This is a genomic window from Halomonas jincaotanensis (assembly GCF_018448785.1).
GTDB classification, from domain to species: Bacteria; Pseudomonadota; Gammaproteobacteria; order Pseudomonadales; family Halomonadaceae; genus Halomonas; species Halomonas jincaotanensis.
In genome coordinates, this window is the sequence record NZ_JAHCLU010000001.1 from 1 (window position 1) to 22,230 (window position 22,230).

The following is a 22,230-nucleotide window of genomic DNA, read 5'->3' on the forward strand; positions in this document are numbered from 1 at the left end:
TTCCCCGATAGCTCAGTTGGTAGAGCAAGTGACTGTTAATCACTGGGTCACAGGTTCGAGTCCTGTTCGGGGAGCCATCCCGCTTGCTTTATAGCCATCATCGAGCGCGCTGTGTGCCGCCGGGCTTCACGCCCGGCGTTGGTGTTTACCGATCAGGCGAGGGCCTTTATTGCCGACCTGCCAGACGGTAACTGCCGTCTAGCTGAGTGAAGTCGAGCAGGATATGAGCGGCCTCGAGCACTTGTACCTCTTCGACGGGCTCTTCGCGCTCATCAGGGTCTACTTCATCCTCGTCGCGTGCGTCGATCCATTCATCGAGTGTGTCAAGACCCAAGGCAATACGGCGCTCGTTCTCGAGGGCAAGCTGTTCGGCTTCCTGATCTTTTAGCTCCTGCTGGCGCATTTCGCGGTTCAGGCTGACGCTGGTGTGTTGCTCGCGCATGCGACGCACCAAGGCGGCCTGATCTTCCAGATAGCGGAAGTTGGGTAGCTCCTCAGCACGCCGTTGATGGCGCGTTTCGAGGGTGCTCAGGTACTGGTTCGGGTCGCCATAAGTACGGTACTGCACCGGCCTGACGGTGTCCCATTCGAGGGCGTTGTCGAGGCTGCTCTCGCCGATCTGCTCCGGGTCCAGAAGGCTCGGGAAGGCAATATCGGGTTCGACGCCGCGGTGTTGGGTGCTTTCACCGGAAATCCGGTAAAACTTGGCTCGGGTCAGCTTGATCTCGCCATGGCTGAGGTCATTGAGCGTCTGTACCGTTCCCTTGCCGAAGGTCGAGGTACCCAGTACCAGACCACGCCCGTAATCCTGAATGGCACCGGCGAAGATTTCCGAGGCCGAGGCGGAAAGGCGATTGACCAGCACACCGAGCGGGCCGTCATAGAGGGTACCGGCCTCGGTATCACCGTAGAGGCTGATTCGGCCACGGGCGTCGCGCACCTGTACGGTCGGACCGCGGTCGATGAACAGGCCGATCAGGGAGTTGGCTTCCTGCAGGGCGCCGCCGCCGTTGTTTCTCAAGTCCAGTACGATACCTTCGACGCCTTCGCGCTGGAGTCGCTCGATCTCGCGGGCCACATCGCGGGTGGTGCTGCGGTAATCCTCTTCTCCCGCCTGCCAGGCTTCGAAATCTACATAGAAGGTCGGGATCTTGATCGCGCCGATACGGTGGACGCCATCGTCGCGTTCGATCTCGATCACCTCGCCCTGCGCGGCCTGATCCTCGAGATCTACGGTGTCGCGAGTGATCTCGACGACCTTGGAGCGGGTCATGTCCACGGCTTGGGCAGGGACGACATCGAGACGCACCACCGAGCCCTTGGGGCCGCGGATCAGGTCAACGACATTATCGAGGCGCATGCCGACCACGTTGACCATCTCTTCTTCGTCCTCCTGGCCGACAGCGACGATGCGGTCAGCCGGTTCGAGCACGCCGGACTGCTCGGCAGGGCCACCCGGCACCAGGCTTGAGACCTTGACGTATTCGCCGTCAGCTTGCAGCAGGGCACCGATGCCTTCCAGTGACAGACGCATCTGGATATCAAAGGATTCGCCTTGCCGGGGCGACAGATACTCACTATGAGGATCGATGCTACCGGTCACGGCGGCCATGAAGAGCCCGAAGACGTCCTCGGATTCGGTTTGCTCCAGCCGCGACAGTTGGCCTTCGTAGCGTTGACGCAGGTTCGTTTCGACCTGTTCGGTATCCTGTCCGCTGATTTCCTGGGTCAGGGCGGCGTTCATCAAGCGCTTGTTCCAGAGCTCGTCAAGCTCCGCCTCTGTCCGCGCCCAGGGGGCCTCGTCGCGCTCGAGATCAAGACGCGCGTCGGTATCGAAATCGTAATCGATGCCTCGGTCAAGCTTCGCCAGCAGCCATTCAAGGCGCGTTTCGGCGCGCTCGTGGTGCAGGGCATAGAGGTCGAAGATTCGCGCCAGTTCGCCCTCGAGGATAGCATCGTCCATGCGGGTTTCGAGGTCGCGAAAGCGCTCAACATCATCATGCAAGAGGTAGGCGCGCTGGCCATCGAGAATGTCCAGCAGGCGCTCGAAGGCTTGACGGGACCATTCGTCATCGACCTCCACGTCGGCATAGTGGCCCTGGCGCAGGGATTCGGCCACCTCCATGGCGGCCTGACGCTGGCTGTCGGTAGGTTGCAGCTGAGCCGAGGCGGTGGTGGCGACCAGCAGCAAACCGGTCAGGGCAATCGAACGCCCCAGGGTGGCAAACAGGCTCATCGATTAAGCTCTCTCGGTTTCATGTACACTTTGCCCTAGACCCGAATTAGGCCAATGAGTTGCGTGGATCAACACTTATTGTACCAGCTCGTACAGTGGCGTATGACCTTGGATGAGCGGAGATAGGTAATTGCTGCATATTCCCCGGCCATGTTTCTGAACTTGTCTATGTCTCCCCGAAGAGGAAAACCATGACCCAGGACGATCCGATCGGGCGCCTGCTCGATTTCCTGCGCCTTTCTCCCACCCCGTGGCACGCGACGGCCAATATGGCCGCCCGGCTCGAGGCGGCAGGCTTCCGACGCCTCGATGAGCGTGAGGCCTGGCACCTTACCCCTGGGGAGCGGGTCTACGTGACCCGCAACGACTCATCGATCATCGCGCTGCAGCTCCCCAGTAATGCGCTCGTCGCGCTGCGCATGATTGGCGCCCATACCGATAGCCCAGGACTGCGGCTCAAGCCCAATGCTGCACAGAGCTCGGCGGGGTGGTTGCAGTTGGGCGTCGAGGTCTATGGCGGTGCACTACTGGCCCCCTGGTTCGACCGCGACCTGGGGCTTGCCGGCCGCGTGCATGTGCGGCGCGCTGACGGGAGTATCGAGGGTGTACTGCTCAATGTCGACCGGCCGGTGGCGACGATTCCCAGCCTGGCCATCCACCTGGACCGCGAGGCCAACAGTGGCCGCGAACTTAATGCTCAGACCCAGATGGCGCCGGTTTTTCTGCAGGGCGGGGATCACCAGGACCTGGATCGCCTGCTCAAGGGTTGGCTCGCCGAACAGCATGGGCTCGAGGGCGTCGAGATTCTCGATTTCGAGCTGGGGTTCTACGACTCGCAGCCGCCGGCAAGCGTGGGAGTGGCAGGGGAGCTCATCTGCAGCGCCCGACTCGATAATCTGTTGTCCTGCTTCATGGGTCTCGAAGCCATGCTGCAAAGCGACGGCAGCCAGGGTGCGGTCCTGGTAGCCAATGACCATGAAGAAGTCGGTAGTGCCAGCGCGTGCGGCGCGCAGGGGCCTTTCCTCGCTGATGTGCTGCGTCGCGTGGTTGAACAGCTAGGTGGCGGTGACCAAGAAGCCTTCATCCGCCTGATCCAGGCGTCGCGGATGATTTCTTGCGACAACGCCCATGCGCTGCATCCCAACTTTCTCGACAAGCACGATGCGTCGCATGGCCCCGCCATCAACGGCGGCCCGGTGATCAAGATCAATGCCAACCAGCGCTATGCCACCAACAGCGCCACCGCCGCGATGTTTCGTGACCTGTGCTGCGAGGTGGACGAGCCGGCGCAGACTTTCGTGACACGCGCCGATATGGGCTGCGGCAGCACCATCGGGCCGATCACCGCGACGGAACTTGGCGTGCCGACGCTCGACGTGGGCGTGGCGCAATGGGCGATGCATTCGATCCGCGAGACGGCCGGCGCGCGCGACGTGGCCTCGCTGACCACGGTGCTGACGGCTTTCCTGAATCGCCGCGGACCGCTCTAAGCGGCAAGCAAAAAGCTCGCGAAAGTAGTCTTTCGCGAGCTTTCTTGTATCTGGTGGCTACGCCCTGATTCGAACAGGGGACCCCATCATTATGAGTGATGTGCTCTAACCAGCTGAGCTACGTAGCCGTGTAACGGAGGCGCAGTCTACGGATGCAGGTTACCGGGGTCAAGCCCGGCGTGGCTGGTGTAACACACTGCTGACGACTTACACATTGAAGCGGAAATGAATGACGTCGCCGTCACGCACTACATAGTCCTTGCCTTCCAGGCGCCACTTGCCGGCATCCTTGGCGCCCTGTTCGCCGCCCAGGGTCACGAAGTCGTCGTAACCGACGACTTCGGCGCGGATAAAACCCTTCTGGAAGTCGGTATGGATGGCGCCAGCTGCTTCAGGCGCGGTCGCGCCGATCCTCACGGTCCAGGCACGAACCTCCTTCACCCCGGCGGTGAAATAGGTCTGCAGGCCCAGCAGGGCGTAACCGGCACGAATGACCCGGTCGAGACCGGGCTCGGTCATGCCCATCTCGTCGAGGAACATGGCGCGTTCGTCATCGTCGAGCTCGGCGATTTCGGCTTCAATCTGGTTGCACACCGGCACCACCACGGCGTCTTCCTCGGCGGCGATTTCCCGAACCACGTCAAGGTAGGGATTGGCCTCGAAGCCGTCCTCGTTGACGTTGGCGATATACATGGTGGGCTTGAGCGTCAGGAAGCCGAAGCTCTTGAGTTGACGCTGCTCGTCGTCGTCGAGACCGACGCTTCTCAGCGGCAGGCCCTCGGCGAGATGTGGCTGGATGCGCTCGAGGATCGCCTTGGTGGCGATGGCGTCCTTGTCGCCGCCCTTGGCAACGCGAGTCAGGCGCTGAATGGCGCGCTCGACGGTGTCGAGATCGGCCAGTGCGAGCTCCATGTTGATGATCTCGATATCGGCCCGCGGGTCGATCTGGTTGGCCACGTGGATGACGTTGTCGTTGTCGAAGCAGCGCACCACATGGGCGATCGCCTGGGTCTCGCGGATATTGGCCAGGAACTGGTTGCCGAGTCCCTCTCCCTTGGAGGCCCCTGCCACCAGGCCGGCGATATCGACGAACTCCATGGTAGTGGGGATCACCTTCTGCGGCTTGACGATCTCGGCCAGGGCATCCAGGCGCGGATCCGGCATCGGCACGATGCCCACGTTGGGCTCGATGGTGCAGAAGGGGAAGTTCTCGGCGTCGATGCCGGACTTGGTCAGCGCATTGAAGAGCGTGGACTTGCCGACGTTGGGCAGGCCGACGATACCGCAGTTGAAACCCATGGAATCTTCCTGGAAAGCGAATACGAGGATGGAGAATGGCCGGTATTCTACGGGACGCCTGCGGTATCAGCCACAGGCTGCGCTTACGGCTTGAAACTATGCAGCCGGTTCATGGCCTTGGCCCAGTCGCCGGCGATGGCCATTGGCAGGGTGGCAATGCACTCCTCGATGGCGGCGTCGATGGCGGTATGTTCAGCCTTGCCGGGACGTCCCAACACGTAGTTAGTGACCTGGGGAGCCTCACCGGGATGGCCGATGCCCAGGCGCAGGCGGTGGAAGCCGCGTTCGTTGCCGAGTGCGCTGATGATGTCGCGCAAGCCGTTGTGGCCGCCGTGGCCGCCTCCCTGCTTGTAACGTGCGGTGCCGGCGGGCAGGTCGAGCTCATCATGCGCGACCAGCAACTCGTCCGCCTCGATGCGAAAGAACTGACAGAGCGCGGCCACTGCGCCACCGCTGCGGTTCATGAAGGTGGTCGGTTCCAGCAGATGGATGTCGTGCCCTTCCAGGCGAACCCGAGCGTGAAGTCCGAGAAATTTCTTGTCGGGACGCAGTTCGCCACCGGCCTGGCGGGCCACGGCCTGGACGAGCCAGGCGCCGACATTGTGCCGCGTGGCGGCGTAGTCGCTACCGGGGTTGCCCAGTCCGATGATCGCTTTAACCTGACGCATCGTCACTGCCTCCAAAAAAAATCAAGCGCCTGGGCGCTTGATCAGAAAGGTAGGCGCCATACCGGGCATGGCGCCGGAACAAGACGATTACTCGTCGCTGCTCTTGCCTTCAGCTGAGTCGTCGCCCTTGGCGGCATCATCGCCTTCGGCGTCTTCGTCTTCATCTTCGTCGACCCGCACCTTCGCCTTGGTGACGCTGAGCACGGCGTTGTCGTGGTCTTCGCCATGGGTCAGGTCGACCAGGGTCACGCCTGCCGGTACCTTGAGGTCGGACAGGTGTAGGGTAGTGCCCATCTCGAGTTCGGAAATGTCGACTTCCAGGTAGTCGGGCAAATCCTTGGGTAGGCAGCTGATCTGGACATCGTTGGAGAGGATGTGCAGCTCGCCGTCGTCGTCCTTGATGGCCTTGCAGGCTTCCTCACCCACCACGTGCAGCGGCACGTTGAGGGTGATCTCGTGGGTCGCATCGACGCGCAGGAAATCGGCATGCGTTACCAGCGGCTTGTAGGGATGACGCTGAAGGTCGCGAACCACGACCTGCTGCGACTTCCCATCCAGCTGAATGGTGAGCACTGAGGAAAAGAACGACTCCTCCTCGATCGCCTTGTAGAAGCTTGTCTTCTCGACGGAGATGGGTTCTGGAGCCTGCTCGCCACCGTAGATGATGGCCGGCACTTGCTCGTTCGCACGACGCAGGCGGCGGCTCGCACCTTTCCCCAGGTCGTGGCGAACTCTGGCGTTGAGTGTAAAGTCTGACATGGATTGTAACCTCGTGGGTTGAGCAAGAAAGCGCCATCCCCGCGACCAGGCGATGACGCTTTCGTAATCCCCGGTATGACCGGGGGCGTCGTCGGCACCTTTTTCAGTGAAGCGAATTCAATGAAACATGGCGCTGACGGATTCCTCGTTGCTGACACGGCGGATCGCTTCGGCGATCAGCCCGGCCACGCTGAGCTGGCGAATCTTTCCGCTGCGACGGGCAACCTCTGACAGCGGGATGGTGTCGGTGACGACCACTTCGTCGAGTACCGAGCCGGTAATGTTGTCGACCGCCGGCCCCGAGAGGATCGGATGGGTGGCGTATGCCACCACGCGGCAGGCGCCATGGGCCTTGAGTGCCTCGCCGGCCTTGCACAGCGTACCAGCGGTATCGATCATGTCGTCCACTACGACACAGTTGCGTCCTTCGATCTCACCGATGATGTGCATCACCTGCGCCTGGTTGGACTGTGGGCGGCGCTTGTCGATGATGGCAAGATCGGCGTTGAGCTGCTTGGCGATGGCGCGGGCCCGCACCACCCCGCCAACATCCGGCGATACCACCACCAGATCCTCGTAATTCTGGCGTTCGATATCGTCGAGCAGAATCGGCGAGCCGTAGACGTTGTCCACCGGGACATCGAAGAAGCCCTGAATCTGGTCGGCGTGCAGGTCCATGGTCATCACACGGTCGACGCCGGCCTTGACTAACATGTCGGCGACGATCTTGGCGGAGATCGGGACCCGGGCGGAGCGTACCCGGCGATCCTGACGGGCATAACCGAAGTAAGGCACCACGGCGGTGATCCGTGTGGCCGACGCCCGGCGCAGAGCGTCGACCATCAGTATCAGCTCCATCAGGTTGTCGTTGGTCGGTGCACAAGTGGACTGAAGAAGAAATACATCCTTGCCGCGCACGTTCTCGTTGATCTCGACCGCGACTTCTCCGTCGCTGAACTGACCTACCGTGGCGTTGCCCAGACGGCTATCCAGACTCTCAGCCACTTTCTGGGCCAGTTCGGGATTGGCGTTCCCGGCGAAAACCATCAGTTTTGACACGTGCAGCCACCTTTGCAGTGTTGGGTCTCGGGATGGGGATCGATTGCCCCGGCCGGGACGCGATGCTTATCGACCCAGCACGTCATGAAGCCAGCACGTCATGAAGAGGGGAGCGGTTCAGGCCTTGTGCCTTGAACGTCAGCCAATGATGTGACGCCTCGGCCTTTAGGTGCTCGGCCTGGGCTTCATTTTCCAGGCTTGCGACAACGCAGGCACCGGTTCCGGTGAGCCTTGCCGGTGCTCGACCCGACAGCCAGTCGAACAGGCTTGCTACCTCAGGGTAGAGGTGGCGTACCGTCGACTCACAATCATTGCGCCAACTCGTCGCTCCCCCCTTTAGTGCGCGCGCCATGGTAATCGGGGGGGTGTTGCGTGTCAATTGTGCCGCTCCGAACACCGCCGGGGTGGACACCGCGATGCCGGGGTGAATTACCACGAACCAAGGCGTGTCGAGCTCGACGGGGGTCAGGCGCTCGCCGATACCCTCGGCCCAGGCGGCATGGCCCTTCACGAATACCGGCACGTCGGCGCCCAGGGAGAGGCCCAGCGAGGCGAGTCGTTCCAGCCCGAGACCGAGTCCCCAGAGCGCATCCAGGCCAAGCAGGGTGGTGGCGGCATCCGAGCTGCCGCCGCCCAGCCCCCCCCCCTGTGGGAGGCGTTTGTCAAGATGGATGTTGGCGCCTTGCGTGCAGCCCGTGGCCGCCTGCAGTTGCCGGGCTGCCTTCATGACCAGATTATCCACGAGAGGTATATCGTCGAGGTGCGGGGTCAGGCCGATCTCGCTGTCGCCCCGGCGCTCGAAACTCAGGCTGTCGCCGACATCGAGAAACTGGAACAGTGTCTGCAGTTCATGATAGCCATCCGGACGACGGCCAGTGATGTGCAGCAGCCGGTTCAGCTTGGCGGGGGCCGGCAGTACCAGGCGGTCGGGAAGCGTCGGGCTGGGCTTTATTGACTCGGACATGGTCGACTTCATGTTCATGATTGTTGACTTAGCCATCGTCGAGCTGGGGCTGCCAATCGGTGACCACCAGAGTGACGCGCAGCTCGTCGTATTCCATGACCAGGCGGCGCGGCAGCCAGAGGCCTTCCACCCGTGTCCAGTCGCGGTAATCGATGGTCCAGCCGTCCTGCTGCAGGGTAGCGGGAAAGCCCAGCGAGTCCTCTTCGAGACGATGCTCGGTCTGCTCGTCGGGCAGGCCGCGAATCCAGTCGGACAGCGAGCTGACCGGCAGCGACCAGCCTAGCTGCTCTTCCATTAGCGCCTCCGGGGTCTCGGCCTCGAAGCGTCCCTCTGCCGTGGTCAGCGAGAATCGCCCCTCGCGTCCTTCCAGCGTGCTGCGGCCGCTACCGAAGGGGCCGCTGATCAGTAGTCGGTAGTAATACAGGGTCTGGCTCCAGTCGAGATTGGCGCTGGTGGCGTCCTGCGGGGTTCGCAGACTGGCTTTGCCGATCAGGACCCAGGTGTCAAGGGCTTCCAGGCGGTCTTGCTGAGATTTCCACTGCCCGCTGGCTCGCTCGCCTTCCGGCGCGGGCGCACGGCCGGCACAGCCGGCGAGCAGGGCGATGATCAACAGCGTCGTGATCCGTTTCGCCATGGAGGTGAGCGTGGGTGACGAGACTAAGGGCATGGAGAGTTCTCGGGTCATGGAGTGGCGGTGTCAGCGAGGCGCTGGGCTCAGCTCGGGTAGACGCTCGAGCAATTCCTCGAGTGCCGGGCGTTCCTCGAAGCGCCGAAGCGCCGCGCGCAGCAGCTCGCGAGCCTCGTCGCGCTGATCGAGGGTCCAAAGTACCTCGATCAGGTGGGCGGCGACCTCCTGGTCGGGCATTGCCGCCCAGGCACGCTGCAGCCAGGGAAGGGCCTGCTCGGTTTCTCCCTGGCGAAAGCGGATCCAGCCCATGCTGTCGAGAATGGCCGGATTGTCGGGCTCGAGTTCATGGGCGCGTTCGATCATTCTGCGTGCCTCTTCAAGGCGCGATTCGTGTCCCAGCTCTGCCAGGGTGTACCCCAATGCGTTCAGCGCCGCCGCACTGTCGGGATTACGCTCGATGATACGCTCAAGATCGCGCTCCATGGCCTCGACATCGCCCGCGTTGAACGCCCGCATGGCCCGCAGATAGAGCAACTCCTCGTCATTGGGGGTGCGCGAGAGTTCCCGGTCGATCAGGGCGTCGGCCTGATCGGCAAGTCCTTGCTGGTCGAGCAGCTCCACCTCAAGCGAGATCAGGTCGGTGAAGGCGTCGTCATGGCGAAGTCGTTCGGTGCGCAGGAAAGTGCGTGCATCCACGAGGCGATCGTCATCGATCAGCATGCGAGCGGCGCGCAGACGGGCCGGCATGAACTCTTCCCCGGCAGTCACCTGCCGATAATAGAGCAGGGCATTGTCGATCTCGCCCTGTGATTCGGCGATGGCGCCAAGCAAGTAAAAGGTCAATGGTGGCGCGTCGCTCTCGCCAATCAACGGCAGCAGCAGACGGCGCGCAGGCTCGGCCAGGCCTTCATCCAAATAAAGCTGGGCGAGGGCGAGGCGCAAGCCTTCGTCCCCAGAATGCTCACCGAGCAGGGCATCGGTCTGTGCCTCGGCAGCGGCGACATTGCCCAGGCGTAGCTCCGACTGTGCCAGCAGCAGGATGAAGCGGGCGTCACCCGGTGCCACCGTCAGGCCGCGACGAGCGGCATCACGGGCCTTGGCGAAGTCGCCGGCTTGCTGGGCGAGCTGGGCGCGGGTCAGCCATAGCGCAGGCAGTTCGGGTGAGCGCTGCGTGAGGCGGTCGAGTCGACGCGAGGCCGAGGCGGTGTCGCCCGTCGCCACTTCGAGCATTGCCGTGGCGAGCTCCGCATCGTGGGACTCGGGAGCAGCGGTCGCATCCCGACTGGCCAGGTGAGCGTGCATCCGCTCGAGCAGCGGCGCCGGGTCGGCGCCCTCGGCGAGGGCGCTTTCGACGAAAGCGACGAGCTCGCCCTGGCCCCCCAGTTTGATAAGGCGCAGCCGCTGGTCGAGCGCCCTTGGCCAGTCGCCCTGCTGCACGGCGAGGCTGGCCAGCAACCTGGCGGGCTCTTCGGATTCGGGCGCCATGGCCTGCCAGCGCTGGGCGGTGTCGGCCAGCAGTTGCGCATCATTGCTGAAGCGGGCGGCCAGCGCGGCCCGCTCGATCAGCTCCAGCGAGTCGTAACGCTCGGCCCCTTCCCGGTAGCCCTGGGTGGCACGTCGGTAATCGCCGCGCTGGCCGGCGATCTCGGCGGCCATCAGTCCGGCGAGCCCCTGGGCGTCCAATCCACGCTGGATGGGTGGGGCGCTTGCCATGGGGTCGTTCTCTGCTGCTATGCCGGGCGCACTGGAAGGCAGCGACTGGCAGCCGGCGAGCAGAGCGACAAGCGTCAGAGGCGACAGGATGTGTCGGGCCAACGGGTGAGGAAGCGCTAATACAAATGGCATGCGGGTCTCGTTCAAAATGCCGAGCCGCCAGCATAACGGCTCGGCCTCCCCGGGCAAAGCGCACGATCAGGCCATGGCGCCTCACAGCCTCGTGCTGTGGTAGAATCTTGCGCTCCGAGAGCCGGGTGGTACAGCCCCCGAGCGCCGTTTATCTGAGTGAAGACGCCGACTGCATGACGCTGCTTGCCTTGGGAATCAATCACCGAACCGCCACCGTCGAGGTGCGCGAACAGGTCGCCTTTTCGCCCGCCCAGCTGGCAGCGGCGCTGGGCGAGCTGCGCGAACTGCCCGAGGTCAAGGAGGCGGCGGTACTCTCCACCTGCAATCGCACTGAACTTTACTGCATCGCTGACACCACTGGCGAAAAGGCGATACTCGACTGGCTGGGGCGTTACCACGGCTTGCAGCCGGAGGAGCTGACGCGCTGTGCCTATCATTACCTGGAAAACGACGCCGCCCGTCATCTGATGCGCGTGGCGGTCGGCCTCGATTCCATGGTGCTCGGCGAGCCGCAGATCCTGGGTCAGCTCAAGGATGCCTATCAGAGTGCGCGCGAGGCCAAGGGACTCGGTGGCGAGCTGGAGCGTCTCTTCCAGCACACCTTTGCGGTGGCCAAGCAGGTGCGCACCGAGACCGGCATCGGGCGTAATCCGGTATCGGTCGCCTATGCGGCGGTCAGCCTGGCCAGTCGTATTTTCGGCGATTTTGGCCGTTCCCGGGCCTTGCTGATTGGCGCGGGTGAGACCATCGAGCTAGTGGCCCGCCATCTTCATGAAGCCGGCGTACGCCAGCTGACCGTCGCCAATCGCACCCGTGAGCGCGCCGAGCTGCTCGCCGGACCCTTGGGTGGCCGGGCCGTGACACTCAACGAGATTCCCGATGCCCTGGTCGAGGCCGATATCGTTATCACTTCAACGGCCGCGCCCCTGCCGATCCTCGGCAAGGGCATGGTCGAGCGGGCCCTGAAAAAGCGCCGTCATCGCCCCATCTTCATGGTCGACATCGCCGTTCCTCGCGATATCGAACCCGAGGTGGGGGAGCTCAGCGATGTCTTCCTCTATACCGTCGACGACCTCGAGGAGGTGATCGGCGAGAATCGCCGTCATCGTCAGGTCGCCGCCGACCAGGCCGAGGCGCTGATCGAGCATGGCGTGGAGTCCTGGCAGCACGAACGACGCATTCGTAGCGGCGGCGAGCTGATCCGCGATTTTCGGGCACATTGCCAGTCGCTTCGCGAGCTTTCTGAAGAGCAGGCACTGGCGCAACTCGCGCGTGGAGATGACCCCGAGGCCGTGGTACGGCGCCTGGCCCACCAGCTCACCAACCGCCTGTTGCACAGCCCCACGGTGGCGTTGCGCGAGGCGGCCTCCGCCGAACGGCACGACCTGCTCGATGCCGCTGCGACCCTGCTGCTCGACAGTTCATCCGACAAGCCCCGATAGGACCTACCGATGAAAGCTTCCCTGCGCCAGCGCCTCGATGCCTTTACCGAGCGCTTCGAGGAGCTCTCCGCCCTGCTGGCGGACCCCGAGGTGATCGATGATCAGCGGCGTTTTCGCGACTATTCCCGCGAGTATGCCGAGCTGGAGGCGCTGGTCGAGGCCTGGCAGGGGTATCGACGCATCGAAGCCGATATTGTCTCCGCCTCGCAGCTCACCGAAGACAACGATGCCGAGATGCGCGAGCTGGCCGAAATGGAGCTCGCCGATGGACGCGAACGGCTAGCAGAAACGGAAACCCATCTTAAGCAGTTGCTGGTGCCGCGCGACCCCGACGACCGGCGCAACGTCTTTCTCGAGGTGCGGGCCGGCACCGGGGGCGACGAGGCCGCGCTGTTCGCCGGAGACCTGTTCCGCATGTATTCCCGCTACGCCGAGCAGCAAGGCTGGAAAGTGGAGATCGTCAACGTCAGCCACGGCGAGCAGGGCGGCTACAAAGAGATCATCTCGCGCATCAAGGGCGAGGATGTCTATGCGCGTCTCAAGTTCGAATCGGGTGCCCATCGTGTGCAGCGGGTGCCGGCCACTGAGTCACAGGGTCGCATCCACACCTCGGCTTGCACCGTGGCGGTGATGCCCGAGGTCGATGAGGTGGGTGACATCACTATCGATACCAATGATCTGCGTGTGGATACGTTTCGCTCCAGCGGAGCGGGGGGCCAGCACGTCAATACCACCGATTCGGCAATCCGCCTGACCCATCTTCCCAGCGGCGTGGTGGTGGAGTGCCAGGAAGAGCGCAGTCAGCACAAGAATCGCGCCAAGGCGATGTCGCTGCTGGCCTCGCGCTTGAAGCAGGAGGCCGTGGCAGGCCAGCGACAGCAGCAGGCGGATACCCGTCGCTCGCTGGTTGGCTCCGGTGATCGTAGCGAACGCATCCGCACCTACAATTTCCCCCAGGGACGGGTGACCGACCACCGCATCAACCTGACCCTCTACAAGCTCGGTGACGTGATGTCCGGTGAGCACCTCAACGAGGTGATCGAGCCGTTGATCCATGAATACCAGGCTGAACAGCTCGCGGCGCTCCAACAGGAATCATGAAGTGCGAGCAGGAATCATGAGGCGCGTCGATCAGCTGCTGGCATGGGCGTCGGCCAGACTGGAAAAGGCCGGCTCCCCCAGCGCTCGGCTCGATGCCGAAGTCTTGCTCTGCCAGGTGCTGCAGGTCGATCGCACCTGGCTCTATACCTGGAACGATCATGATGTTGCGATCTTGGCACGCGCCCGCTTCGAGGCGCTCGTGGCGGCGCGCGCGGTCGGGCAGCCGATCGCACACCTCACCGGTGAGCGCGAGTTCTGGGGACTGCCGCTGAAGACCTCCGCCGACACCCTGATTCCCCGACCCGATACCGAAACCCTGGTGGAGGCGGCCCTGGAGCTCGCCCCTGGCGAAACGGGTCGCCTGCTCGACCTGGGAACCGGCACCGGGGCGATCGCCCTGGCCTTTGCCAGCGAGCGACCCGACTGGCATATCACCGGCGTGGATATACGCCCCGAGGCGGTGACGCTGGCGCGATGCAACGCCGAGCGGCTTTGCATCGCCAACGCCACGTTTTTTCGGAGCGACTGGTTCGAGTCGCTGAAGGATGAGCGTGGTGTCGAGCGGTTCGACTTGATTGTCTCCAATCCGCCCTATATCGCCGCCGACGATGCTCATCTACGTCGCGGCGACCTGCGCTTCGAGCCGCACAGCGCGCTGGTGGCAGGCGAGGGCGGGCTGGCCGATCTGCGTCATCTCGCCGGTCAGGCGCGAAGACATCTGCTTCCCGGTGGCTGGCTGCTGCTGGAGCATGGCTTCGACCAGGCGGGCCCGGTGCGTGAGGCGCTGACTGTGACGGGGTTGCTGGCGGTACAGAGCCGCCATGACCTGGCCGGGCATGAGCGGGTCAGTCTGGGGGAGGCGCCGCGTTGAGCGGCGACGCTGGAGCCGCGGGGGTGGCTGTGTTACACATGAGCCGTAACAATCACGAGCAGTAAAAATCACCACGAGCACCCTCTACAACATGACCGAACACCAAATGGCCGCGATGGCAGGGTGTATTTCAGTCGATTCCTCTGGGGTTCTCCAGCCCTCATGACCGGCGTGCCAACGACGATGAAAGCCAAGACCCGCTCGCTCGACCGTATCGATCTGAACATTCTGCGCTGCCTACAAGACAACGCGCGCATCTCTTACGTCGAGCTAGCAGCCCAGGTGGGCCTGTCCACCACGCCCTGCCTGGAACGCGTCAAACGCCTGGAGCGGTCCGGGGTGATCCGTGGCTACAAGGCGCTGCTCGACCCCCGCGCGCTCAAGGCCAACCTGCTGGTGTTCGTGGAGGTGAGCCTCGAGACCCAGTCGCCGGCGGTCTTCGACGAGTTTCGTCGCGCCGTGGCCACGCTGCCCCAGATTCAGGAATGCCATCTGGTTTCGGGCCAATTCGACTACATCCTCAAGTGCCGCATTCCCGAGATGTCCGCCTATCGCCAGCTACTCGGCGACGTGGTGCTGACCCTGCCCGGCGTGAAGGAGTCGAAGAGCTATGTGGTCATGGAGGAGGTCAAGGAGGAGTTTTCGCTGCATGTGCCCGATATCGAGGAGTTCGATGAAAAGTGAGCGCGACCATGAACGATGACGCGCTATTGCGCTACAGCCGTCAGATCATGCTGGCGCCGATCGATATCGACGGTCAGGAGCGGCTACTGGCCAGTCACGCCCTGGTGATCGGCGCCGGTGGGCTGGGTTCACCGGTGGCGCTCTATCTCGCCGCTGCCGGGGTCGGGCGCCTGACGCTGGCCGATTCCGACGAGGTGGAGCTTTCCAACCTGCAGCGCCAGATCGCCCACGGTCAGGCCGACCTGGGGCGCCGCAAGGCCGAATCGGCGCAGGAGGCGGCACAGGCGCTCAACCCCGATTGCCACATCGAGGCGCTGACCGACCATCTCGAGGGTGAATCGCTGGCCCAAGCGGTGGCGGCTGCCGACCTGGTGCTCGACTGCACCGACCGCTTCTCCAGCCGTTTCGCGATCAACGCGGCCTGCCGCAAGGCCGGCGTTCCACTGGTATCCGGGGCGGCCATTCGCTTCTCCGGTCAACTTTTCGTTGCCGATCCGCACGACGCCGAGGCCCCTTGCTACGCCTGTCTCTACCCGCCGGGCGAGGACGATGACGAGGCGTTGCGCTGCGCCGAGAATGGGGTGGTAGCGCCCCTGGTGGGGCTGATCGGGAGTTTTCAGGCGCTGGAGGCGGTCAAGTGGCTCAGTGGCGCTGGCTCACCGCATCAGGGTCTGTCGACCTTCGATGGGCTGAGTGGCCAATGGCGCCATTTCCGGGTGCCGAAGGATCCTGCCTGCCCGGTCTGCGGGGGGTGAACGCCATGGCGCATCGCCAGGCGCTGACGGGGCCGGTGACCGATTTCGATATCCGCTTGCTCAGGGTGTTCAAGGCCGTGGCGGCGTGTGGCGGGTTTTCTGCCGCCGAGAGCGAGCTGGGTATCAGTCGCTCGGCGATCAGCCTGCACATGGGCGATCTGGAGCGGCGCCTGGGGTTGCGCCTCTGCCGCCGTGGCCGGGGAGGCTTCGCCCTGACCGAGGAGGGCCGGGAGGTGCTCGAGGCGGCCGAGACGCTGTTGGCCGGTCTCGAGGCCTTTCGTACCGAGGTCAATGCGCTGCACGAGAGCCTGCGCGGCGAGCTCGATATCGGCATTACCGATACGCTGGTCAGCCTGCCCGAGATGCGCATCACTCACGCCCTGGCGACCCTCAAGGCGCGAGGGCCAGAGGTGCGCCTGAACATGCACATGGACCCACCGGGCGAGATCGCCAGGGCCGTGCTGGACGGCCGCCTGCAACTGGGGGTCGTGCCGGACGTCGACCTGCCGGCGAGCCTGGAGCGGCGCCCGCTCTACGAGGAGCTGTCGCGGCTCTACTGCAGCGCCGGGCATCCCCTGTTTGCCGCCAAGCCGACCTCACCTCCGGACGATCTGGCCGAGTGGGACGCCGTAGTGCCGACCTACCCGCTACCAGCGTCGGGGCGGGCCCAGCATGCGCGGCTGCGTGGCACCGCGACCGCCTCCGATCGCGAAGGAGCGGCCTTCCTGATCCTGACCGGGGCTTACCTGGGATATCTGCCCGATCATCAGGCAGCGCCGTGGGTGAGCGCGGGACGCTTGCGGGCGCTCTGGCCGAGTGACTGTCATTTCTTGACGCCTTTCGTGGTCATCGTGCGTCGCGACCGACGGCCAAATCGAGTGCTGGAGGCCTTTCTCGAGGCGCTGGAGAGCCAGAAATCGGCGATTTCTTCAGTCTGACAGGCATGCCTGGTATCGTGAAATTCCCGATTGCGTTGTTATTGAATACTTGACATCGACAGGCGTGCTGGTGTCACACTGAAGGCTCATTACGGCGTTTAGAGACGTCGTCATTCAATAACAATGAGCGCAAACGCGCATGATTTCACAGGCGTCCGGCATGTCTTCCTCCCTCAAGCGTCCCGCCTCATGGTATCGCGACTCCATCGCCGTCGATCTCGACAGCTGCCCTGCGCTGGAAGGCGAGGTGCGGGCCGACGTGTGCGTGATCGGTGGTGGCGTCACCGGCTGCTCGGCGGCGCTGCATCTGGCCGAGCGCGGCTATTCGGTCGTGCTGCTCGAGGCCGGTGAGATCGGCTACGGGGCTTCCGGGCGCAGCGGTGGGCAGATATTGCCCGGCCTGGGCACCGATATCGCGACCGTGCAGAAGGCGCTGGGTCTCGCGCAAGCCCGGGATATGTGGGAAATGAGCCGCGAGGCGGTGCGTCTCACCGCCGAGCTCGTCGAGCGTCATGCCATTCCCTGCGAACTCGCCTGGGGCTATCTGCACGCCGCGGTCAAGCCGCGCCACGTGGATGAGCTGCAGGCGTTTCGTGATCGCATGGCGCGCGACTACGACTACCCGGCACTAAGCTGGCTCGAGGGGGCGGCCCTTCGCGAGCACGTGGTCACCGATGCCTACCCGGCAGCGCTTCATGACAGCGAAGGCGGCCATCTGCATCCGCTCAATTACACCCTGGGCCTGGCACGGGCGGCTCGCCTTGCCGGCGCGGCGATCCATGAGCATAGTGCCGCCGTGGAGATACAACGCGGCGAGCCGGCCAGGGTGCTGACCGCACAAGGCAGGGTCACCGCAGACTTCGTGGTGCTCGGCACCAATGCCTACCAGGCGGGGCTGGTGCCGGCGCTCTCCGGGCGCATCATGCGCGCCGCCAATTACATGATCGCCACCGAGCCGCTCTCTGCCGAGCAAGCGGCCCAGGTGCTGCCGCTCAACGATGCGCTGTCCGACGCCAACTTCGTGCTTGACTACTATCGGCTCACGGCCGACCGCCGCCTGATCTATGGCGGTGAGGTCAGCTACGATGGCCGAGAACCCCGAGGCCTTCAGGCGCGCATGGACGCCAAGATCGCCCGGTTGTTTCCGGTGCTGGCCGGGGTCGGCATCGACTACCGCTGGGGCGGCGACGTGGCGATTACCCAGAATCGGGCACCGGACTTCGGTCGGTTGGGGAGCAATCTCTATTACGCCCAGGGCTATTCCGGACATGGCATGGCGCTGGCGAGCCTGGCCGGCAAGCTCTTGAGTGAAACCATTGCTGGTCAGAGCGAGCGCTTCGATGTCTTTGCGGCCATGCCCCATCGTCGTTTCCCCGGGGGTAGCATGCTGCGCAAGCCGCTGCTGGTGCTGGCCACCCACTTCTTCAAGCTGCGCGACCGGCTTTAATCCGGGCCAACAAGAACCAAGAGGGCACCCCCCATGAGCGAATCCTTCACGGCGGACGTCACCGATTCAGCGGATGCGCCGCCGGCAGTGGACCTCGAGGAACCGAGGCGACAGCCTTCGTCCATTGAGATGCAGGGCCTCCACAAGCGTTTCGGGGCCGATACCGTGGCCCTGGATGGGGTCGATCTAACCATCGAGGCGGGCGAGTTCTTTACCCTGCTCGGCCCCTCGGGCTGTGGCAAGACCACCTTGCTGCGCATTCTCGCCGGGCTGGAAGACGCCGACGCTGGCGAGCTGAGCATCGGTGGCCGCACCATCACCGAGGTGCCGCCCCACCAGCGTAGCGTCAATACCGTGTTTCAGTCCTACGCGTTGTTCCCCCATCTGTCGGTGCGCGACAACCTGGCCTTCGGCCTCAAGATGCGTGGCCTGCCGGCTGCCGAGCGCGACGCTCGCGTCGCCAGGATCGCCGAGTTCATCAAGCTGGGCGACCTGGTCGACCGGCGGGTGGAGCAACTGTCCGGTGGCCAGCGACAGCGTATCGCCCTGGCCCGGGCGCTGGTCTGCGAGCCCGACGTGCTGCTGCTCGACGAGCCGCTGTCGGCGCTGGATGCCGGCCTGCGCAGCCAATTGCAGGTGGAGCTCTTGCGCGTGCAGAAGCGCCTGGGCATGACCTTCGTCTTCGTCACCCACGATCAGCAGGAAGCCATGGTGATGTCCGACCGAATCGCCGTGCTCAATGGCGGCATCATCCAACAGGTCGGGCCGCCGCGGGATGTCTACGAACGTCCGGTCAACGCCTTCGTCGCCCGCTTCATGGGCCACGACAATCTCTTCGCGATCACCGCGCGGCAGGGCGATCGCTTGACCACGACCCTCGGCGAGCTGCAGGCGGAGTCGCCGGGGGCGGGTGATCTGCTGCTGATTCGCCCCGAGACCCTGGACCTGCTGGCGGGAGACGTGACGGGCACCAATCATCTGCCTGCGCGGGTCACGGAGCGCCTCTATCGCGGCAGCCACGCCGAATACTGCCTGGCGATCGGCGATACCACCCTGCAAGCGACGCTGAACAATCGTGGGCGCCACCTGCCCGAGGTGGGCGACCGGGTCACCGTGGTGGTGGCGCCGGAAGACCTTGTCACTCTGAGCGAATGAGGAGCGCATCATGGCCTATGCTGGCGCGACCGTAAGCGCACGAAGTCGTGGCATGGTGCGCGAGTCTCGGCACCTGTTGTTCACCGTGGCCCCCGGGGCGACCTGGATCGTCGTCTTCCTGGTGCTGCCCAGCGCCTACCTGATGGGTGTCGCCTTCATGAGCAACGGCACCTATGGCCTGCCCGAGCTGCCGTTGACGCTGGAGTCGTTTCGGCGGCTGGCCGGCTTCGGCTTTCTCGGCTGGAGCCCTGGCAATCTCTACACGCTCTTTCGCTCGCTGTGGCAAACCCTGGTCTCCACCGGGCTGGTGGTGATCGTTGCCTATCCGATCGCCTACTACATCACCACCTGTCGCGAGAAATGGCGGCCGATCATGCTACTGCTCGTCGTAGTGCCGTCCTGGACCAATCAGGTAATCCGCACCTTCGGCTGGATGAACCTGCTGGCGCCGGGTACGCCGCTCTCGTCGCTGGCCGAGGGGCTGGGGTTCATTCCTCCCAACATGGGGCTTTATCCTTCCAATTTCGCGGTTACCCTGGGCCTGGTCTACAACTTCCTGCCGTTCATGGTGCTGCCGCTGTATGCCGCATTCGAGAAGCTCGATACCGCCCAGGTCGAGGCCGCGCAGGATCTCTATGCCTCGCCGGTACGCGCCTTCTGGCACGCGGTCTTTCCCCAGACGCTGCCGGGGCTGCTGGCCGGCATCGTGCTGGTGGCGATCCCGGCGTTCGGCATGTACGTGATCCCCGAACTGCTCGGTGGCGGCAAGGGCATGATGCTCGGCAACCTGGTGGCCACGCAGTTCTCCGGTGGCGCCAATTGGCCGCTGGGGGCCGCTGGGGCGATCCTGATGCTGATTGCCACCTTCATCGGGCTTTTCGCCATGCGACGTATCGGCAAGCGCCTGGGTGGCGGCGAGGAGGTGGTGATATGAGAAAGCGGACCTTGAAGCGTGGCCTGACCGGGTTCTGGTGGTTGACGCTGACGTTTCTGTATCTGCCCCTGGCCGTTGTGGTGCTGTTCTCGTTCAACGCCTCCAACAGTGCGGCGACCTTCACCGGCGTGTCGCTGCGCTGGTACAAAGCGTTGCTGGGTAACGAGCAGATCCTTTCGGCTTTCGGCAATACCCTGATACTGGCGATCTGTTCGTCGGTGATCGCGCTGTGCATCGGCTGTCTGATCGGCTACGGCATGTATCGCCATCGGCATCGCAAGCTCGGCTGGCTGATCGTGCTGATCTACCTGCCCATCGTGCTGCCCGATATCGTCTTTGGCATCTCGGAGATGGCCTTCTTCGTGCAGATCCATCGCTTGACGGGGCTGCTGCAGCCCGGACTGCTGACCATGATTATTTCCCACGTGACCTTCCAGATACCGTTCGTGGCACTGATCGTCTACTCGCGCTTCGTGGGCCTGGACCCGACGCTGTTCGAGGCGGCCAAGGATCTTTATGCCACGCCGGTGAAACGGGTGGTGCATTTCATGTTGCCGACTATCAAGCCAGCGTTGATCTCAGCCTTCTTCCTCTCCTTTACCCTGTCGGTGGATGATTTCGTCATTAGCTTCTTCACCGCCGGGCCGGAGAGCGCGACCCTGCCCATCTATATCTGGGGCGCGATCAAGAAGGGGGTCTCGCCGGAAATCAATGCCATTGCCGCCTTGATGATCGGCGCGGTGGCGATTGCTGCCATCCTGAGCCTCACCATGAGCCGTCGCCGGCAAGCATAAGCCGGTAAACCTTCCCACAGGGAACCGAGGAAAATCCATAATGAAGATCAACAAGACGACGACACTGGCATTTTCACTGGGCGGGCTAATGCTTGCCGGCAGCATCCAGGCGCAGGAGAACAAGCTCTATCTGTTCAACTGGACCGAGTATATGGACCCCGAGATCATCGAGGCCTTCGAGGAGAAATACGACGTTGATGTCGTACAGAACTACTTCAATTCGCTGCCCGAGATGCTGGCCAAGCTTAACGCCGGGGGGGTATCCCAGTACGATATCATCGTGCCATCCAATTATTATGTGCCGCGGCTGATCGAGACCGGCCTGGTGCAGAAGCTCGACAAGTCGAAACTGGGCAATCTCGACAACGTCATGGAGCAGTTCCAGGATCCATCGTTCGACCCCGGTGCTGACTACAGCGTCCCCTACCAGTGGGGAACCACCGGCATCGTCTACAATACCGAGACATTTCCGGACGCGCCCAAGAGCTGGTCGTTGCTCTTTGACCCCGAGGTCAATCCCGAGCATCCCTTCGCCATGATGGGTGACGGCCAGGTCAGCATGGGCGGTGCATGCGCCTACCTCGGCCACGGCTACGACTGCATCGACATGGAGGCCTGGCGCGAGGCAGCACAGCTGCTTCTCGATACCAAGGAGCGCGAGACCTTCAGCGGCTTTACCGATGGCACACCGGCACTCCAGCAGCTAGCACGCGGCGTGACCCATGTGGGGCTCTCCTATAACGGCGACTACCTCTTCTTCAAGGATGAAGATCCCGAGACCTTCGCGTCGCTGGACTTCATGATTCCCGATGAGGGCGCGGAGATGTGGGTGGACTCGATGCTGATTCCAGCCGAGGCGCCAAATCCCGACATGGCCCACAAGTTCATCGATTTCATTCTCGATGCCGAAGTCGGTGCCCAGCTTTCGAACTACAACTACTACGCCAGCCCCAATGCGGCCGCCGAGCCCCATCTCGATGCGGTGCTGACCGAGCCACCCGTCCAGCCGAGTGAAGACGATATGCAACGCCTCCGCTTCACCCCGAGCCTGGAAGGCGATGCACTGCAAACTTTCCAGCAGCTGTGGTCAGAGGTGCAGTCGCGCTGAGCTCAGAGCGCCCGGCGATGGCCGGGGGCTCGTCATCCCGAGCAAGGAATGTC

The 22,230-nt window shown here is 63.6% G+C and carries 20 protein-coding genes and 2 tRNA genes; 13 read left to right on the top strand and 9 right to left on the bottom strand.

The window, feature by feature from the left end; translation table 11 throughout:
- Nucleotide 1 precedes the first annotated feature (1 nt).
- Nucleotides 2–77 (top strand) — tRNA-Asn (locus KG088_RS00005).
- 89 nt (nt 78–166) lie between these two features.
- Here KG088_RS00005 and KG088_RS00010 read toward each other — a convergent pair.
- Nucleotides 167–2,236 (bottom strand): carboxy terminal-processing peptidase, encoded by a 2,070-nt coding sequence (locus KG088_RS00010; RefSeq protein ID WP_213823442.1) that lies wholly within the window; start codon nt 2,234–2,236, stop codon nt 167–169.
- Between the two features lie 191 nt (nt 2,237–2,427).
- Between KG088_RS00010 and KG088_RS00015 the strand changes: the two genes are divergently transcribed.
- Nucleotides 2,428–3,726: a M18 family aminopeptidase gene (locus KG088_RS00015; protein ID WP_213823443.1), complete on the top strand. Its 1,299-nt coding sequence runs from the start codon at nt 2,428–2,430 to the stop codon at nt 3,724–3,726.
- Between the two features lie 51 nt (nt 3,727–3,777).
- On the opposite strand, the gene KG088_RS00020 is transcribed toward KG088_RS00015, so the two are convergent.
- The 8 genes from KG088_RS00020 to KG088_RS00055 all read right to left on the bottom strand — a co-directional run bounded on the left by KG088_RS00020 (nt 3,778) and on the right by KG088_RS00055 (nt 10,948).
- Nucleotides 3,778–3,854, bottom strand: a tRNA-Met gene (locus KG088_RS00020).
- Nucleotides 3,855–3,933: 79 nt separating this feature from the next.
- Nucleotides 3,934–5,025 (bottom strand): redox-regulated ATPase YchF, encoded by a 1,092-nt coding sequence (gene ychF / locus KG088_RS00025; RefSeq protein WP_213823444.1) that lies wholly within the window; start codon nt 5,023–5,025, stop codon nt 3,934–3,936.
- Nucleotides 5,026–5,108: 83 nt separating this feature from the next.
- Nucleotides 5,109–5,693, bottom strand: coding sequence for an aminoacyl-tRNA hydrolase (gene pth / locus KG088_RS00030; RefSeq protein WP_213823445.1), 585 nt, complete (start codon nt 5,691–5,693; stop codon nt 5,109–5,111).
- Nucleotides 5,694–5,780: 87 nt separating this feature from the next.
- Entirely contained in the window at nt 5,781–6,452 is a 672-nt protein-coding gene (locus KG088_RS00035; RefSeq protein ID WP_213823446.1) for a 50S ribosomal protein L25/general stress protein Ctc, read from the bottom strand.
- Nucleotides 6,453–6,569: 117 nt separating this feature from the next.
- Complete coding sequence (locus KG088_RS00040; RefSeq protein ID WP_213823447.1) at nt 6,570–7,511, bottom strand: ribose-phosphate pyrophosphokinase; 942 nt, start codon at nt 7,509–7,511, stop codon at nt 6,570–6,572.
- An 82-nt stretch (nt 7,512–7,593) separates the two neighbouring features.
- The gene (ispE, locus tag KG088_RS00045; RefSeq protein ID WP_213823448.1) at nt 7,594–8,475 is read right to left on the bottom strand and encodes a 4-(cytidine 5'-diphospho)-2-C-methyl-D-erythritol kinase; all 882 of its coding nucleotides are present in this window, start codon (nt 8,473–8,475) and stop codon (nt 7,594–7,596) included.
- A 28-nt stretch (nt 8,476–8,503) separates the two neighbouring features.
- Nucleotides 8,504–9,142: a lipoprotein insertase outer membrane protein LolB gene (gene lolB / locus KG088_RS00050; RefSeq protein WP_406565573.1), complete on the bottom strand. Its 639-nt coding sequence runs from the start codon at nt 9,140–9,142 to the stop codon at nt 8,504–8,506.
- Between the two features lie 30 nt (nt 9,143–9,172).
- A complete protein-coding gene (locus KG088_RS00055; protein WP_213823449.1) occupies nt 9,173–10,948 on the bottom strand; it encodes a tetratricopeptide repeat protein in 1,776 nt (591 codons plus the stop codon).
- A gap of 173 nt (nt 10,949–11,121) precedes the next feature.
- On the opposite strand from KG088_RS00055, the gene hemA reads away from it, so the two are divergent.
- The 11 genes from hemA (at nt 11,122) to KG088_RS00110 (ending at nt 22,177) form a co-directional block, all read left to right on the top strand.
- Nucleotides 11,122–12,390, top strand: a complete 1,269-nt coding sequence (gene hemA, locus KG088_RS00060) for a glutamyl-tRNA reductase (protein WP_213823877.1) — start codon at nt 11,122–11,124, stop codon at nt 12,388–12,390.
- 9 nt (nt 12,391–12,399) lie between these two features.
- Nucleotides 12,400–13,491, top strand: coding sequence for a peptide chain release factor 1 (gene prfA, locus KG088_RS00065; RefSeq protein ID WP_213823450.1), 1,092 nt, complete (start codon nt 12,400–12,402; stop codon nt 13,489–13,491).
- A gap of 16 nt (nt 13,492–13,507) precedes the next feature.
- A complete protein-coding gene (gene prmC, locus KG088_RS00070) occupies nt 13,508–14,362 on the top strand; it encodes a peptide chain release factor N(5)-glutamine methyltransferase (RefSeq protein WP_213823451.1) in 855 nt (284 codons plus the stop codon).
- A gap of 183 nt (nt 14,363–14,545) precedes the next feature.
- On the top strand, nt 14,546–15,046 hold the full coding sequence (locus KG088_RS00075; RefSeq protein WP_213823452.1) for an Lrp/AsnC ligand binding domain-containing protein: 501 nt from the start codon (nt 14,546–14,548) through the stop codon (nt 15,044–15,046).
- 8 nt (nt 15,047–15,054) lie between these two features.
- The gene (locus KG088_RS00080; RefSeq protein WP_213823453.1) at nt 15,055–15,801 is read left to right on the top strand and encodes a HesA/MoeB/ThiF family protein; all 747 of its coding nucleotides are present in this window, start codon (nt 15,055–15,057) and stop codon (nt 15,799–15,801) included.
- A 5-nt stretch (nt 15,802–15,806) separates the two neighbouring features.
- Nucleotides 15,807–16,739, top strand: coding sequence for a LysR family transcriptional regulator (locus tag KG088_RS00085; RefSeq protein ID WP_213823878.1), 933 nt, complete (start codon nt 15,807–15,809; stop codon nt 16,737–16,739).
- 160 nt (nt 16,740–16,899) lie between these two features.
- Nucleotides 16,900–18,186: an NAD(P)/FAD-dependent oxidoreductase gene (locus tag KG088_RS00090; RefSeq protein WP_213823454.1), complete on the top strand. Its 1,287-nt coding sequence runs from the start codon at nt 16,900–16,902 to the stop codon at nt 18,184–18,186.
- 33 nt (nt 18,187–18,219) lie between these two features.
- Nucleotides 18,220–19,341, top strand: a complete 1,122-nt coding sequence (locus KG088_RS00095) for an ABC transporter ATP-binding protein (RefSeq protein WP_213823455.1) — start codon at nt 18,220–18,222, stop codon at nt 19,339–19,341.
- A 10-nt stretch (nt 19,342–19,351) separates the two neighbouring features.
- Nucleotides 19,352–20,275, top strand: a complete 924-nt coding sequence (locus tag KG088_RS00100; protein ID WP_213823456.1) for an ABC transporter permease — start codon at nt 19,352–19,354, stop codon at nt 20,273–20,275.
- Entirely contained in the window at nt 20,272–21,069 is a 798-nt protein-coding gene (locus KG088_RS00105; RefSeq protein ID WP_213823457.1) for an ABC transporter permease, read from the top strand. The genes KG088_RS00100 and KG088_RS00105 overlap by 4 nt, the downstream gene beginning before the upstream one ends.
- 40 nt (nt 21,070–21,109) lie before the next feature.
- Nucleotides 21,110–22,177 (top strand): ABC transporter substrate-binding protein, encoded by a 1,068-nt coding sequence (locus KG088_RS00110; RefSeq protein WP_213823458.1) that lies wholly within the window; start codon nt 21,110–21,112, stop codon nt 22,175–22,177.
- Nucleotides 22,178–22,230 lie beyond the last annotated feature (53 nt).